This window comes from Empedobacter sp. UBA5924, from assembly GCF_002431085.1.
GTDB lineage: Bacteria > Bacteroidota > Bacteroidia > Flavobacteriales > Weeksellaceae > Empedobacter > Empedobacter falsenii_B.
In genome coordinates this window covers 1-16,482 of record NZ_DJDM01000024.1, presented here as the reverse complement: position 1 = coordinate 16,482, position 16,482 = coordinate 1, and the positions used below count along the sequence as shown (strand labels likewise).

The following is a 16,482-nucleotide window of genomic DNA, read 5'->3' as shown; positions in this document are numbered from 1 at the left end:
TATTTTTTACAATATCAATTACTTTTTTAGTTCTAATTTTTATTTGTAAATCAATCTATTAATTCAATCAGACCTAAGCAACAAGAAAGTTTTTTCAATAAACACTTTTATTTTTACAAAACTTTCTTACCTTTGCATCAGGCAAGTCCTACACAACCAGCTCCTGTTGAATCCTCCAGGACGGGAACGTAGCAAAGGTATACGGTCGTAGCGGTGTGATGTAGATCGCTTGCCTATTTTTATTTTTCTAAATTTCACTCCCACTTTTTTTTACCCCATTATTTATTCGTAAATTTGCAACCATTGATTTAAAGATTCAATGGAAACAAACAAAGCACCAAAGTACATTTTCGTTACCGGAGGAGTAACATCGTCGTTAGGAAAAGGAATCGTAGCATCATCATTAGGAATGCTACTAGAAGCAAGAGGATATAGAGTAACAATTCAGAAATTGGATCCCTATATAAATGTAGACCCAGGAACACTTAATCCTTACGAGCATGGAGAATGTTACGTTACGGAAGACGGTGCAGAGACCGATTTAGATTTAGGACATTATGAGCGTTTCTTGAACCGTGCAACGTCTCGTGCTAACTCAGTTACTACAGGTCGTATTTATCAAACAGTTATAGAAAAAGAACGTCGTGGAGATTATTTAGGAAAAACAGTTCAAGTTGTTCCTCATATCACAAACGAAATAAAACGTCGTATCAAATTATTAGGTAATACAGGTGATTATGATATCATCATTACTGAAATTGGAGGTACGGTTGGAGATATTGAGTCTTTACCTTATATCGAATCTATCCGTCAGTTAACTTGGGAATTAGGAGAACATAATTCTTCTGTTATTCACTTAACATTAGTCCCTTATTTAGCTGCTGCGGGTGAATTAAAAACAAAACCTACTCAACATTCTGTTCGTACATTAATGGAAAATGGTATTCATGCCAATGTTTTAGTTACACGTACGGAGCGTCATTTACCAAAAGATGTAAAAGCTAAATTGGCTTTATTCTGTAATGTTCGCAAAGAAAATGTAATCGAAAGTATGGATGCAGACACAATTTATGAGGTTCCATTCTTATTACATAAACAAAATTTTGACGAAGTTGTTTTAAAAGGCTTAGATTTGCCAACTGATCAAGAACCAGATTTTACAGTTTGGAACAAATTCTTATCAAATCATAAAAATCCTAAAAACGAAATAGAAATTGCTTTAGTTGGTAAATACGTTTCGTTACACGATTCTTATAAATCAATTACAGAAGCATTTACACATGCTGCTGCAACTTGCGAAACGAATGTAAAAGTTCGTTGGGTATATTCTGGTGATATTACAGAAGACAATGTTGGAGAGCAGTTGAAAGGCGTTTCGGGAATTTTGATTGCACCAGGTTTTGGAGATCGTGGTATTTTAGGTAAAATAATTGCTGCAAATTATGCACGAAGAAATAATATTCCAACATTAGGAATTTGTTTGGGAATGCAAATTATGGCAATTGAATTTGCGCGTAACGTTTTAGGTTACGAAAAAGCAGATTCAGCAGAAATGGATTTAACAACGCCTTATCCAGTTATCAGTTTGATGGAAGATCAAAAAGATGTATCGGACAAAGGAGGAACAATGCGTTTAGGAAATTGGAAATGTGAATTAACTCCAAATTCAAAAATTGAGAAAATTTACAACACAACCGAAATCTTAGAACGTCATCGTCATAGATATGAATTCAACAATGATTTTTACGATGAATTTGTTGAAAACAATTTTATTCCAGTTGGTAAAAACCCTGAAACAGAATTAGTAGAAATTTTAGAACATAATCAACACCCATATTATATAGGTGTACAATTCCATCCGGAATATAAAAGTACAGTTGCTTCGCCACATCCTTTATTTATAAGTTTTATCGAAGCTTCTTTATTGAATAAACAAAATGATTTATTAAATGCAACAAGAGAAAAAATTTGATTTTAACCAAACGATTGGTTTTATTTTAATTGCAATTCTTTTTGGCGTATTCTATTTTCTAAACAAACCTTCGGAAGCGGAGGTCGAAGCTCAGAAAAAAGAATTAGTTCAAAAGCAAGAGCAAGCAAAAAAACAGGAACAATTAAATAAAACAGCTACAACACAAGCTTTTCAAACTGTAGATCCTACATTAGCAAAAGATGTTGAAATTAGTAATGATAAACTAAAAGTTACTTTTTCGCCAAAAGGAGCTCAAATTTCTGACGTACAAATCGTTGGATATACAGCTTACAATGACAAAAAAGATGGACACAAAGATCCTTTACATTTGATAAAAGATGGATCAAGTAAGTTCAATTTATCATTCAAAACAAAACAAGGAGCTGTTCTTAATGTTTCGGATTTAGTTTTTGTACCTCAAGTACAGAAAAATGCGAACAATACAATTGTGACGTTTACAGCAAATGCGCAAAATAGTCAAATTCAATACATCTATACATTAGGCGATTCTTATGGTATCGATTTCGAAGTTAAAACGCAAGGTTTATCTAACATCACTTCTGATAAAAATGTAGATTTAGCGTGGACAATGGATGGTTTCAGTACTGAAAAAGGGAAAGATCAAGAAAAATATTGGTCACATACTTATTTTCAGTTCAAAGGAAACAAAGACATCGAATACGAATTATTTGGTTCTGACGAATGGGAAGAAGAGGAAGCTATTTCTTGGGTAGCCAACAAACAACAATTCTTCGCAACAGTTTTATCAAATGATGAAGGGTTTAAAACAACAAAAGGTGGTTCTAAAAACTCTGATAAAGAGGATTTAACTTATAGTAAACACTATCACTTAAACTCAAAATTAGAGTTAAAAAATAATGAAATCAATACAAAATTCACATGGGATTTTATTCCATTGGATTATAAAATGTTGAAAGATTATAACGACAAAGGATTCCAAAACTTAATTGACTTTGGTTGGGGATTATTTGGTTGGTTGAATAAATATTTCTTCTTGAATGTATTTAAATGGTTGGCAGCAATGAGTATTCCTTTAGGATGGGTAATCTTCTTGATGACAATCGTTGTAAAATTGATTTTATCTCCAATTATGTACAAACAATACCGTCAATCTGCATTGATGAAAGTTGTTCGTCCAGAGTTGAATGAAATCAACGAAAAATACAAGGATCCAAAAGATGCGATGAAGAAGCAACAAGAAACAATGGCAATTTATCGTAATGCAGGAATCAATCCATTAGCAGGATGTTTACCAGCATTATTACAAATTCCTATTTTCTATGCGTTATTCCGTTTCTTCCCGAACTTAATCGACTTGAGAGGTGTTCCTTTCTGGTTCGTAGATGATTTAACAGCATTCGATGATTTAATCAAATTACCAGAATGGGTTCCATTCCTTAATGGTCACTTAAGTGTATTCGCTTTATTATACATTGTTGCAATGATGATTTATTTTAAAGTTTCTGGATCTATGGATAACTTCCAAATGCCACAACAAGAAGGAATGCCAAACATGCAATTCATGAAATACATGATGTATGTAATGCCAGTTTTCTTCTTTGTATTCCTTAACAATTACGCTTCAGGTTTATCTTGGTATTATTTAGTATCCAATGCGATTAATATTTTCATCGTGTTATATATTAAGAAATATATGATTCACGAAGCGAAGATTCATCAAATCATCGAAACAAATAAAACGAAACCTAAAAAAACAGGTAAGTTTGCTTCGAAAATGCAAGAAATGATGAAACAAGCTCAAGAAATGCAAGAGCAACAACAAAAGAACAAAAAGAAATAATCACATTATATTTCAAATTCAAAAATCCGTTAATAATAATTAACGGATTTTTTTATTTATTTAAGACAATAAAAATTTTAGTAACCAATTTATTAAATATCAATAATTTATTCATTTAAAATACTTTTGTAGTGTACGTTACACACTTTTTATGAATAAATTCTTTTTTATTTATTATTTTCAGATTATTATTGTCTAAAAATAATAAATAACATGAATAATATTTACTCGATTAAAGACCAAACAGCAAACCCTGGACCTTTAGGATTATTTGGTTTTGCAATGACAACTGTTTTATTAAACATACACAATGCAGGCTTTTTTCCTGTTAATAGTATGATTATGGGAATGGGTGTTTTCTTTGGAGGTGGAGCACAATTTGTGGCTGGCGTTATGGAATGGAAAAAAGGAAACAACTTTGGTAGTATTGCATTCATGTCTTATGGTGCTTTTTGGTTAACACTTGTATTTATATGGTTAGCACCGATGTTTGGCGTAGAAAAACCGGACGGAAATGCAATGGGATGTTATTTAGGAATGTGGGGATTATTTACATTAATCAACTTTTTACAAACATTAAAAGGTAATTTGGTCGGAAAATTATTATTTGGTTCGTTAACCTTATTATTCTTGTTATTAGCAGCAGGTAACTTTACAGGAAGTCAAAGTATTTTACATTTTGCTGGTTGGACAGGAATCATCTGCGGATTTATTGCTTTTTACGAAGCTTCTGCAATTATGATTAATCAGAAATACGAAAAAGCAATTCTTCCTTTATAAATAATATGAATAAAAAAAATCCTTTATCAGAGACTGATAAAGGATTTTTTTTATAATTGAAATGAATTATTTATTAAACATTGGTGCTAATAATTTTTTCCAGATAAATAATAAAATTAATGATCCTAAAATTGAAAAAATCCAATCCAACGGACTGAAAAAACTCACTTCTCCATCATGAGAAATTCCTAAAATTGTACGCATATAAGCTCCTAAATATGCACCAACAATACCTATAAGTGCAGTTACCCAAAATCCTCCCGGATCTTTACCTGGCATTATTGCTTTAGCAATTCCAGCACAAATTAAACCGAACACTAAGTATACCAAAAAGCTCCAAACTCCGGTAATACCTAACATAATAAATGAAGTTGTCATCATAATTAATAGTATTTTTTATGGTTTTAAAAATTGTTAAGTAAATCTTAACTAAAATCGTTCCAAAAAGATAAGAAAAGTTTTTGTAATTTGTAAATTTGTAACACTATAAAATAAAATTTATGTCTCTAATCAAATCTATTTCAGGTTTTCGTGGAACAATCGGAGGAAAACCGGGAGATAATTTAACTCCTATAGACGCTGTAAAATTCGCAGCTGCTTACGGAACTTGGCTTAAGAATCAATCAAATCAATCAGAATATAAAGTAATTGTAGGTCGTGACGCTCGTATTTCTGGACAAATGGTTTCTCAATTAGTTTGTTCAACTTTACAAGGATTAGGAATTAATGTTGTCGATTTAGGTTTATCTACTACTCCAACTGTAGAAGTTATGGTGACACATTTACATGCAGATGGAGGAATTATTTTAACTGCTTCTCACAATCCAAAAGAATGGAATGCGTTGAAATTATTGAATGCAAAAGGAGAATTTGTTTCTGCAACAGATGGTGCGCAAATTTTAGCTTTCGCAGATAAAGATGATTATACATTTGCTAAAGTTGATGATTTAGGTTCTTATGAAACTTTTGATGATGCAATTGATTTACATATCGAGAAAATTTTGGCTTTGCCATTAGTGAATGCAAAAGCGATTCAAGAGAAAAATTTCAAAGTTGCGATTGACGCAGTAAATTCAACTGGAGGAATTGCAATTCCTAAGTTATTACAACGTTTAGGTGTAATTCATTACGATATGTATTGCGAGCCAAACGGACATTTTCCTCATAATCCAGAGCCTTTAAAAGAACATTTAGGTGATATCTGCAAAAAAGTAATCGACGAAGAAGCTGATTTCGGGATTGTAGTTGATCCAGATGTTGACCGTTTAGCAATTATCGACGAAAAAGGTGAAATGTTTGGAGAAGAATACTCATTAGTTGCAGTCGCAGATTATGTATTATCAAAAACGCCTTCAGCAACAGTTTCTAACTTATCATCTTCTCGTGCTTTACGCGATATTTCTGAAAAATATGGTCAAAAATATTCGCCATCAGCAGTTGGAGAAGTGAATGTTGTAGTTGAAATGAAAAAAGTTGACGCTAAAATTGGTGGAGAAGGAAACGGTGGTATTATTTATCCAGAATTGCACTACGGACGCGATTCTTTAGTAGGAATTGCTTTATTCTTGACATATTTGGCTGAACAAAATAAATCAGTTTCTGAAATTAGAGCTTCTTATCCTGCTTATTTTATGGCGAAAAAGAAAATAGAATTAACACCAGAAATCAATGTTGACGAATTGTTAGTGAAAATTCAAGAAGTTTACAAAAACGAAGAAATCAATACGGTTGATGGAGTTAAAATTGATTTCCCTACAGAATGGGTTCATTTAAGAAAATCAAACACAGAGCCAATTATTCGTATTTATACTGAAAGTACCTCAGAAGAAAATGCAAATAAATTAGCTGATAAAATGATCGAAAGCATAAAAAATATCATCTAAAACAATCTATTTTAATTGTTTAACAAATGTGCAAAACTCTAACAATTCGTTATGATTTTTGCACATTTTATTTTGTAAATTAGTCTATCACTATGGACGAAGATTTTTTTAATAACGAGCTAATTGAAGGTTTTGAGCAAATGCTTGATAATCGTGAATATAAGTATTACGATTCGGAGGATTTGGTCGAAATTATTGAGTTCTATCTTGAAGTAAATGATAGCGAATATGCAAAACGTTCGTTGGATTTTGCAGAAAAAATGCATCCCGAGAATATAGATATCAAAATCAAGAGAATCGAATATTTTCTTACAACTGAGGATTTAAAAAAAGCTGCAAAACTCATCAAAGATTTAAAAGATTTAGCTGCAAACGAATTAGATTACCTTCTTGTACAAGCACGTTTTTGGGGATTGAAAAATATGCCTCGAAAAGCGATAAATTTTTATGAAGAAGCTTTGCAAATAGACGAAGAAGAAACTGATTTTATTTGCAATTGTATCGGAAATGAATATTTGAATTTAGATGAAGTTCATTCTGCGTTAATTGCTTTCAAAAAAGCATTGAAATTCAATCCAGAAAACGATTATACTTTCTACTCTATTATTCAATGCTACGAAGAAATTCATAATCCTGATGAATGCATCGAATTTTTAAAAGATTTTATTGACGATAATCCATATTCGGAAGTTTCTTGGTTGCAACTTGGTCTGTTGTACAATCACAAAAAAATGTATGACGAAGCTATAAATGCATTGGATTACGTGCTCGCGATTAATCCTAACTCTATTGTTGGTCATGCTAACAAAGCAGTTTCTTTAGAAGAATTAGGAGAATACAACAAGGCAATAGAAACATTAGAAGAAACATTAGAATTTGATGATTCGCCTGCTGTTACGCATATGAAAATTGGTGAATTGTATGAAAAGTTAGAGAAACCACAAAAAGCGTTGAAAGCTTATCATATTGCGATAAAAGAAGATCCGCAATTGGATAAAGTTTGGGCAAAAGCAGCTTCGCTTTACAACAAATTAGAAAATATTGAAGAAGCCGAATATTACATTCAGCGAGCGATAGAATTGAATGGCGATAATTACGAATATTATACAGATTCAACTTACTATTTTCTGAAACAAATGAAGTTTGAGGAAGCTATAAAAAACCTTTCGAAATTGGTTCAATTAAAGCCTTTAGTTTTCCATACTTGGTTTGCTTACGTCGAAACTTTAATTGCTGTTGGCGAATACGAGGAAGCGATTGCAGTCTTATTAACAGGCGCTTTAAAGAATTTTAATCGTGCCGAATTTTTCTATCAATTGAGTAATGTCTATTATATTACAGAGCAAGATCAATTAGGAAATGAAGCGTTGCAAAATGCATTAAGTTTGGATCGAAATTTAAAAGATTCTATGATCGAATATTATCCGATTTTAGAAGAAAAAATCAATCAAATTTCTGGAAATAACGAATAAAAATATAATTCTTAAGCCATCTTTTTTAGATGGCTTTTTTCTTCACAGTAAAATAACACAGGTTTATTCAAAAAAACTTAACTTTATGATACTAAACAAGCCTTATGAACTTTGTCGCACATCAATATTTATCTTTCGGAAATCAATCGCTTCAAATTGGAAATTTGCTTGGTGAAACTGTAAAGGGAAAACAATATTTAGATTTTCCAGAAGATATTCAGAAAGGCATTTTATTGCATCGTTCAATTGATACATTTACAGATTCTCACGAAACTGTCAAACAAAGTTCAAGTTATTTTCACGAAACACAACACAAATTTGCACCAATTATTATTGATGTGATTTATGATTATTTTTTGATTAAATATTGGAATAATTATTCTGAAACTCCTTTCGAAAAATTCAAATCAGATTGTTATCAATTATTTAAGGATGAATACAATTCGCTTCCAAAAAAACTACAAGAAATCATTTTTTATTTGTTGAAATATGATTGGTTCGAAAATTATTCGACCATAGAAGGCGTTCAAAAAACATTAAAAGGAATCGGAAGTCGAGCAAAATTTGAGAATAATTTACATCAAATCATTCCCGAATTTGAAAAAAATTATTCTAATCTCGAAACTGATTTTCTATCATTTTTTCCTCAAATCCAAACGCATTGCAAGAACTTTGTATTCATTGATTCTCAAGTCTAAATTTCATTTTAAGAATTCGATAAAATTCATTAGTTTAGGGCTGTAAACAAACAGAAAACCACAATGGATTTAACTTTTAATAAAAGAGAGGATCATAACAAATTATTACTTTCTAAACTACGCCAAAAACTGAAACAAGTTTACCTTGGCGGAGGTCAAAAAAGAATTGATGCGTTGCATAGCAAAGGAAAAATGTCTGCAAGGGAACGTATTGATTATCTTTTGGACGAAAAAAAACCGAACATAGAGATTGGTGCTTTAACAGGAGATGAAATGTACAAAGAACACGGCGGATGTCCTTCGGGAGGTGTTGTTGTGAAAATTGGTTACATTTCTGGTAAACAGTGTATTGTTGTTGCAAATGATGCGACAGTAAAAGCTGGTGCTTGGTTCCCAATTACAGGTAAAAAGAATTTGCGTGCTCAAGAAATTGCGATGGAAAATAAATTGCCAATTATTTATTTGGTGGACAGCGCAGGTGTTTATTTACCAATGCAAGATGAGATTTTTCCTGATAAAGAAATGTTTGGTCGAATTTTCCGCAATAATGCAATCATGTCATCAATGGGAATTACTCAAATTTCTGCTGTGATGGGAAGTTGTGTTGCTGGTGGAGCATATTTACCAATTATGAGCGACGAAGCAATGATTGTAGACAAAACAGGTTCTATTTTCTTGGCAGGAAGTTATTTGGTAAAAGCAGCTATTGGAGAAGATATTGACAACGAAACTTTAGGTGGAGCAACAACACATTGCGAAATCTCTGGCGTGACTGATTATAAAGCAAAAGATGATAAAGATGCGTTGGATAGAATAAAATCTATTGTTGGTAAAATTGGTGATTATGAAAAAGCTGGATTTAATCGAATTGAAGCAGCAAAGCCTGCTTTAGATGAGCAAGAAATCTATGGTATTTTACCTGAATCTCGTGCTGAGCAGTACGATATGTATGACATTATTAACAGAATTGTTGATAACTCAGAATTGGACGAATATAAGCCTGATTATGGAAAATCAATTATTTGTACTTATGCTCGAATTGATGGTTGGGCGGTTGGAATTGTAGCTAATCAACGTAAAATCGTGAAGTCTAAAAAAGACGGAATGCAGTTCGGTGGTGTGATTTATTCAGATTCTGCGGATAAAGCGACTCGTTTTATTGCGAATTGTAACCAAAAGAAAATTCCGTTAGTTTTCTTACAAGATGTGACTGGTTTTATGGTTGGATCTAAATCTGAACATGGTGGTATTATCAAAGATGGTGCGAAAATGGTAAATGCAGTTTCGAATTCTGTTGTTCCAAAATTCACGATTATAGTTGGTAATTCTTATGGTGCAGGAAACTATGCTATGTGTGGAAAAGCTTATGATCCTAGATTAATTGCGGCTTGGCCTTCGGCTCAATTGGCAGTTATGGGAGGTGAGCAAGCGGCGAAAGTTTTGCTACAAATAAAAGAAGCGACTTTGAAAGCGCAAGGTGTAGAAGTTGATGAAGTGAAAAAGCAAGAACTTTTGAACGAAATTACAGCAAAATACAATGATGAAACAAGTCCTTATTATGCTGCGGCACGTTTGTGGACAGATGGAATTATTGATCCTTTGGATACGCGTAAATGGATTTCGATGGGAATTGAAGCTGCGAATCATGCTCCGATTGAAAAACAATTTAATTTAGGTGTTATCCAAGTTTAGAAAAACGAAAATATTTTTAAAAATAGAAGAGAATCCAATTTAGGATTCTCTTTTTATTTTTTGAATATTGTTTGAAACATGTAAATCAAATCTTGTCGAAAACTCCAATTCTTTACATATTCTACATTGATCTTAACTTTATCTGGCCAAAGAATTTCATCATTATATTTGATTGGATCATTTACATTGGATAAAATTTCTTCTTCTTTACAATATTTCAATTGAGCAGGACCAGTAATTCCAGGTTTAACTTTCAACACCAATCTATCCTCTCCAACCAATTTATCTGCATAACCAGCGACATCAGGACGAGGTCCAACAAAACTCATTTCCCCTATTAGAATATTGAATAATTGAGGTAATTCATCTAATTTATAATCTCGAAGAATCTTTCCAATTTTGGTAATTTGATGTTGATCGGTTGTTATTGTCGATTTAGAAACCCCTTTAATCGTTCTGATTTTATAAATATTGAAAAATCTTCCGTCTTTCCCAACTCTTTTTTGTGTAAAAACGCCAAATTGATTGGTATCTATAGAACTTATGATAATTAACAAAACAATTAACCCAACTAAAAATATTAGTAGGATTAATGCAAGTATATAATCAAATATGTTCTTTAAGATCATTTCAATTAAAAGAATTTACTTTTATTTCGAGAAGCTAAACATTTTATTTTTCCGAATGATGAATTATCAAAATTCTCATCTCCAGCAAAATATCCGTAGCCGTAGCCGTAACCATATCCGTAACCGTAGCCAGTTTTAATTTGGAAATCGTTGAATATAATTCCGACATTCGAAACCTCACCTTCATCATATTTATTCGAAATTGCATGGATAAAGTTTTTCTCCGAATAGTTGTAACGTGTTACATACAATGTGCAATCTGCGTTAAGCATCAAATCGTACGAATCTGTTACTAATCCTATTGGCGGTGAATCTATAATTACGAATTCATATTTCTCTTTCAATTCAGCAAATAATTGATCCATTCGATTACTCAAAATCAATTCTGAAGGATTTGGAGGAATTGGACCTGCTGAAATAATATCTAAATTTGGTAAAATTGTACGTTGTGTAATTTGATTTAACTCTAAATCATCCGCAACATAGTCTGTTACACCTGTTTTATTATTAATGTTAAAATCATCAAAGATTTTTGGTTGACGTAAATCTAATCCAATCAGAACCGTTTTCTTATCCATAGAACCAAGTGAACTCGCAATATTCATCGCATTGAAAATTTTACCTTCACCTCCAATAAATGATGTCATTAAAATCGTTTTGTTATCATCTTCAAGTCCTGGATTCTTGTATAAATATTTCAGATTAGAACGAATTGATCTAAACGATTCAGAAATTCCTGATTTTGGATTGTTGATTACAACTAAAGGTTATAGGAATTTCTTTAATCAATTCGCCTTGATACAAGTTAAGCATCAAAGTAAAGTCGAATTTATCTTTTGGTAAGTTTCGCAACAAATCTAAAACTACTATTGGAACTCCACCCATTTCTAATGAACGAAGCCTAAAAAGTACTTTTATTTTTCTATGTTGATTTGACATTTGGTTAGTTTAATAAACAAAAATACAACATTGAGTTTGAATTGAATAATACAACAACTTAAAAACTCATAAAATAATTCTTAATTTTGCAGAAAAAGTAGTCGAATGTTCAAAATTGGTACAAAAGTTAAAGTGATAGATGATAATATTTCGGGAACAATTTCCAAATTGAAAGGTGATTTTGTTTACTTTAATGATGAGTTTGGTTTTGAATATGAGTATCGCCAAGATGAAATCATCAAAGATATTGAAATTGACTATGAAGAATATCGAGATGAGAAAATCAAAGAATTTTCGAAACCAAAGTTTAAGACTTTTCGCAAATCTCATCGACATCCTTATTTAACGCGAGAAATTGATTTGCATATCGAAAATTTAGTTGATAATTGGCGTGATTTGGATAATGCGCAAATTATACAAACACAATTAGATGTTGCACGAAATGAGGTGGAGCGCGCTATGTTCGAAAGTCAAATTCGATTGATTTTAATTCACGGTTATGGAAAAGGAATTCTGAAAAAAGAAATTACCGAATTGTTATATCGTTACACGAATATCGAATTCTATGACGCCTCGTTCAAGGAATATCACGGCGACGCCATAGAAGTTAAATTTATTTAAATTGAGATATTTCGATACAATTTTCTTATTCTATCGAAACGAAAATCACTCAATATGACAATTTTCATTATTATTAGTCATTGGCTATAAACAAAGAAAGTCATTCTGAATTTGTTTCAGAATTTCATTATTTTTAGGATTAAAATCTTTTGATCCAATCCATCAAATCATAATAATTTTGAGGAACAATTCCGTGTCCACTTCTATATTCGTGGTATTCAAAATTAATATTCATCGATTTTAAAAACTCGTCACCCATTCGTCCTAATTCAATTGGCAATACAACATCTTCTGTTCCGTGCGAAACAAAGAAATTTAAGTTCGAAAAATCTTTCGATTGATCAAAATCTCCAATAATTTTAGCTTCTGGATAACCACTTAAAATAGCCACGTTTTTAATCTTTTCTGGATTATTTAGCGAAATCGCATAACTCAAAATTGCACCTTGGCTAAAGCCCATCAATGTTACATTTGCGTCATCTAAATTCTCTTGTTGAACAATTGCATCAATAAATTCGACCAATTTATTACGCGATTCTATTGCTTGCGTTTCATCCATCCATTTTTCATTGTTCACAAAATTAATATCATACCACGCATATCCGCCATACACAATATCATGCAACGCTCGTACACTTATAATATGCGCATTCTGCGGTAAATCTTGTGCAAATGAAAACAAATCTTCTTCGTTGCTTCCATAACCATGTATCAGCACAAAAAGAGGCGTTTTTTCAGTCGAAACAACAGGTAAACGTTCGATATATTTTATTCCATTCAATTCTTTCATACAAACTTATTTTTAGCGAATTTAATTCTAATTTTTCTAAATAAAATTATTTTCAGTTCAGTTAAAACCCTTCGAAAACACCCAAACCAAATAAAGCGAAATCATATTTCACAGGATCATTTGCATCCATTTCTCGCAATTTTGTATCAAGTTCTTTCAATGCTTTTGCATCATTTTGTTTTCGAGTCAGAATATTTAATTTTCGTGCAACATTTCCCGAATGTACATCCAAAGGACAGGAAAGAATAGAAGTTGGAATGGATTTCCAAATTCCTAAATCTACGCCTTGTTTGTCATCACGAATCATCCAACGCAAGTACATATTGATACGCTTTGCAGCCGAATTATTCAATGGATCTGAAATATGTTTAGTTGTTCGAGTTGGATGTTCTATTTCAAAAAAAGTTTGTTTGAAATTCGAGATTGATGCTTGCATCGAATCTGAAGTTTGATGTTTTGCAAAAACTTGTTCCAATCCGCCATGATTTTGATAAATGTTACGAAGCGATTGCATGAAAAATTTCAAATCTTCACTATTGAATGTTCTGTGAACAAAACCACCCAAATTCTTTAAATGATTCTCAGAGAAATTCATCACAAAATCGTAAGGCGAATTTCCCATCAACTGCATCATTTTATTCGCATTATTGATAATCATTTTACGATTTCCCCATGCAATTGTTGCCGCTAAAAACCCAGCAATTTCGATATCTTCTTTCGCAGAAAATCTATGCGGAATCTGTACTGGATCAGAATCGATAAAGTCTAATGTATTATATTGAAGAACTTTTTCGTCTAAAAAATCCTTTAATTCTTCTTGAATCATTTACATTTCTATTTGAAAAATTCCATCAGCCATCACCAATTTTCGATCAGTCATATTTGCTAATTCTTCGTTATGTGTCACAATGACAAAAGTTTGTCCAAATTCGTTTCGAAGATTGAAAAATAATTCATGTAATTCTTCAGCATTTTTAGAATCTAAATTACCAGAAGGTTCATCAGCAAAAACTACTTTAGGCTGATTAATCAACGCACGAGCTACTGCTACACGTTGTTGTTCTCCTCCAGAAAGTTGATTAGGTTTATGTGTCAAACGTTGCGAAAGTCCCAAATAAGACATTAACTCTTTTGCACGCTTTTCGGCTTCTGCTTTTTTTGTTTTCTTGATAAAAGCTGGAATACAAATATTTTCTATTGCATTAAATTCTGGCAACAATTGATGAAACTGAAAAATGAATCCAATGTTTTCGTTACGAAATTTAGATAAATCGCGATCGTTTAACTTCGTGATATCTTGTCCCGCAATCTGAATAGAAGTATTATATTTCTTTGGCTCAGAACTTTTTTCTAATGTTCCTAAAATTTGAAGCAAAGTTGTTTTTCCTGCTCCAGAAGCACCAACGATAGAAACGATTTCTTTTTCTACAATCGATAAAGAAACATTTTTTAGCACTTCTAATTCACCAAATTTCTTAACAATATTTTCTGCTTTTATCATGAGGTAAAGATATAAATTAAGTACTAAGTCTTAAATCATAAGTGATAAGTTTTTTTTGAATTAAAATTCGTCAGTTCGAGTGATTTTTAGAAATGAAATGATAAAAAATTGTATCGAGAATAGAATTTCACTAGAATTGACGGTTTTTTATTGATAAAATTATAAAATCAATCCTCCGTCGAAAATGCTTTAAACCCAAAACAAACAATTTTAGTGTACTTGGTACGATTTAAAAATTATATAACAATTGTTTTGACTTTTTAAATCATTAATATTCGTATCTTGTAACCTCTAAATAAATAATATTAATCACTTTTTTAGCATAAGCTGATAAAATTAATATGGCAAAATTTAGAATACATCAACAATATTTTTATTTTTGTAATTGAAAAATCAAAAAAAATGAATCTTCACGAATATCAAGGAAAAGAAATTCTTAGTAAATATGGTGTGAAAGTACAACGTGGTATCGTTGCTACTACACCAGAAGAAGCTGTAGAAGCTGCTAAACAATTAACTGAACAAACTGGTACAGGTTGGCATGTCGTAAAAGCACAAGTACACGCAGGTGGTCGTGGAAAAGGTGGTGGAGTAAAGCTTGCTAAAAACTTGGACGAAGTTAAAGAGAAAGCAAACGAAATCATCGGAATGCAGTTAGTAACACCTCAAACTTCGGCTGAAGGTAAAAAAGTTCATCAAGTTTTAATTGCTGAGGATGTTTATTATCCAGGTGAATCTGAAACTGAAGAATACTATGTTTCTGTATTGTTAGATCGTGCAACTGGTAAAAACATGATTATGTATTCTACTGAAGGTGGAATGGATATCGAGGAAGTTGCTGAGCACACACCAGACAAAATCTTTACAGAAGAAATTGATCCTGCTGTAGGAATCCAAGGTTTCCAAGCGCGTAAAGTTGCTTTTAACTTAGGTTTATCAGGAAATGCTTTCAAAGATGGTGTTAAATTTATCACTGCTTTATATAATGCATACGTTGCGATTGACGCTTCTATGTTCGAAATTAACCCAGTTCTTAAAACATCTGACGATCAAATTATCGCTGTAGATGCTAAAGTATCTATCGATGATAACTCATTATTCCGTCATCCAGATATCGCTGCTTTACGTGATACAAGAGAAGAAGATCCAACAGAAGTTGAAGCTGGTGAAGCTGGATTAAACTTCGTAAAATTAGACGGAAACGTAGGATGTATGGTTAACGGAGCTGGTTTAGCAATGGCAACTATGGATATCATCAAATTATCTGGTGGTAATCCTGCAAACTTCTTAGACGTTGGTGGTACTGCTGATGCTGAGCGTGTAGAAAAAGGTTTCCGTATTATCTTAAAAGATAAAAACGTAAAAGCTATCTTAATCAATATTTTTGGTGGTATTGTACGTTGTGATCGTGTTGCTCAAGGTATTTTAGATGCTTACAACAATATGGGTGACGAAATTAATGTGCCAATTATTGTTCGTTTACAAGGAACAAATGCAGAAATCGCTAAGAAAATGATTGATGAATCAGGTTTCGCTGTTCACTCTGCTATCACATTAAAAGACGCTGCTGACAAAGTAGAAGAATTAGTAGGTTAGGATTTTAACTTATTTACAATATATCAAACCTCTCAAAGAATTCTTTGAGAGGTTTTTTTGTATGATTTATTGTCATTCTGATTTCTA

15 protein-coding genes, 1 other RNA gene and 1 pseudogene are annotated in these 16,482 nt (G+C 32.0%); 10 read left to right on the top strand and 7 right to left on the bottom strand.

Features of this window, described 5'->3' with window-relative positions:
* The first annotated feature begins 139 nt into the window (after positions 1-139).
* The 4 genes from ffs (at position 140) to B3792_RS06440 (ending at position 4,574) form a co-directional block, all read left to right on the top strand.
* An RNA gene (gene ffs / locus B3792_RS06455) (signal recognition particle sRNA small type) lies at positions 140-238 on the top strand.
* Positions 239-319: 81 nt separating this feature from the next.
* Complete coding sequence (locus B3792_RS06450) at positions 320-1,972, top strand: CTP synthase (protein ID WP_125349700.1); 1,653 nt, start codon at positions 320-322, stop codon at positions 1,970-1,972.
* Positions 1,950-3,794 carry a membrane protein insertase YidC gene (gene yidC / locus B3792_RS06445; protein ID WP_286495353.1) on the top strand — a complete coding sequence of 615 codons (1,845 nt, stop codon included), beginning with the start codon at positions 1,950-1,952 and terminating at the stop codon, positions 3,792-3,794. Before B3792_RS06450 ends, yidC begins: the two co-directional genes overlap by 23 nt.
* 213 nt (positions 3,795-4,007) lie before the next feature.
* Entirely contained in the window at positions 4,008-4,574 is a 567-nt protein-coding gene (locus B3792_RS06440; protein ID WP_286495352.1) for an acetate uptake transporter, read from the top strand.
* Positions 4,575-4,640: 66 nt separating this feature from the next.
* Here the strand turns inward: B3792_RS06440 and B3792_RS06435 are convergent, their stop codons facing one another.
* Positions 4,641-4,955 carry a GlsB/YeaQ/YmgE family stress response membrane protein gene (locus B3792_RS06435; RefSeq protein WP_180905890.1) on the bottom strand — a complete coding sequence of 105 codons (315 nt, stop codon included), beginning with the start codon at positions 4,953-4,955 and terminating at the stop codon, positions 4,641-4,643.
* A 119-nt stretch (positions 4,956-5,074) separates the two neighbouring features.
* On the opposite strand from B3792_RS06435, the gene glmM reads away from it, so the two are divergent.
* The 4 genes from glmM to B3792_RS06415 all read left to right on the top strand — a co-directional run bounded on the left by glmM (position 5,075) and on the right by B3792_RS06415 (position 10,319).
* The gene (gene glmM / locus B3792_RS06430; protein ID WP_291069178.1) at positions 5,075-6,457 is read left to right on the top strand and encodes a phosphoglucosamine mutase; all 1,383 of its coding nucleotides are present in this window, start codon (positions 5,075-5,077) and stop codon (positions 6,455-6,457) included.
* A 92-nt stretch (positions 6,458-6,549) separates the two neighbouring features.
* Entirely contained in the window at positions 6,550-7,929 is a 1,380-nt protein-coding gene (locus B3792_RS06425; RefSeq protein WP_291049406.1) for a tetratricopeptide repeat protein, read from the top strand.
* 104 nt (positions 7,930-8,033) lie between these two features.
* Positions 8,034-8,627, top strand: coding sequence for an ACP phosphodiesterase (locus B3792_RS06420; protein ID WP_038335367.1), 594 nt, complete (start codon positions 8,034-8,036; stop codon positions 8,625-8,627).
* A 63-nt stretch (positions 8,628-8,690) separates the two neighbouring features.
* The gene (locus tag B3792_RS06415; RefSeq protein ID WP_286495349.1) at positions 8,691-10,319 is read left to right on the top strand and encodes an acyl-CoA carboxylase subunit beta; all 1,629 of its coding nucleotides are present in this window, start codon (positions 8,691-8,693) and stop codon (positions 10,317-10,319) included.
* Between the two features lie 53 nt (positions 10,320-10,372).
* Here B3792_RS06415 and B3792_RS06410 read toward each other — a convergent pair whose 3' ends face one another.
* The 3 genes and pseudogenes from B3792_RS06410 to B3792_RS06400 all read right to left on the bottom strand — a co-directional run.
* Positions 10,373-10,948: a sugar transferase gene (locus B3792_RS06410; protein WP_221853946.1), complete on the bottom strand. Its 576-nt coding sequence runs from the start codon at positions 10,946-10,948 to the stop codon at positions 10,373-10,375.
* Between the two features lie 5 nt (positions 10,949-10,953).
* Complete coding sequence (locus B3792_RS06405) at positions 10,954-11,682, bottom strand: CpsD/CapB family tyrosine-protein kinase (RefSeq protein ID WP_409410967.1); 729 nt, start codon at positions 11,680-11,682, stop codon at positions 10,954-10,956.
* A 37-nt stretch (positions 11,683-11,719) separates the two neighbouring features.
* Positions 11,720-11,887 (bottom strand): annotated as a pseudogene (locus B3792_RS06400) (glycosyltransferase); the annotation flags it as partial.
* Positions 11,888-11,992: 105 nt separating this feature from the next.
* Here B3792_RS06400 and B3792_RS06395 point away from each other — a divergent pair.
* The gene (locus tag B3792_RS06395) at positions 11,993-12,508 is read left to right on the top strand and encodes a hypothetical protein (protein WP_221853947.1); all 516 of its coding nucleotides are present in this window, start codon (positions 11,993-11,995) and stop codon (positions 12,506-12,508) included.
* A gap of 139 nt (positions 12,509-12,647) precedes the next feature.
* Here the strand turns inward: B3792_RS06395 and B3792_RS06390 are convergent, their stop codons facing one another.
* The 3 genes from B3792_RS06390 to B3792_RS06380 all read right to left on the bottom strand — a co-directional run bounded on the left by B3792_RS06390 (position 12,648) and on the right by B3792_RS06380 (position 14,799).
* Entirely contained in the window at positions 12,648-13,298 is a 651-nt protein-coding gene (locus tag B3792_RS06390; protein ID WP_221853948.1) for an alpha/beta hydrolase, read from the bottom strand.
* 61 nt (positions 13,299-13,359) lie between these two features.
* Entirely contained in the window at positions 13,360-14,124 is a 765-nt protein-coding gene (locus tag B3792_RS06385; RefSeq protein WP_221853949.1) for a TIGR02757 family protein, read from the bottom strand.
* The gene (locus tag B3792_RS06380; protein WP_038335263.1) at positions 14,125-14,799 is read right to left on the bottom strand and encodes an ABC transporter ATP-binding protein; all 675 of its coding nucleotides are present in this window, start codon (positions 14,797-14,799) and stop codon (positions 14,125-14,127) included.
* A gap of 402 nt (positions 14,800-15,201) precedes the next feature.
* Between B3792_RS06380 and sucC the strand changes: the two genes are divergently transcribed.
* Positions 15,202-16,395, top strand: a complete 1,194-nt coding sequence (gene sucC / locus B3792_RS06375) for an ADP-forming succinate--CoA ligase subunit beta (RefSeq protein ID WP_221853950.1) — start codon at positions 15,202-15,204, stop codon at positions 16,393-16,395.
* The last annotated feature ends 87 nt before the right edge of the window (positions 16,396-16,482 follow it).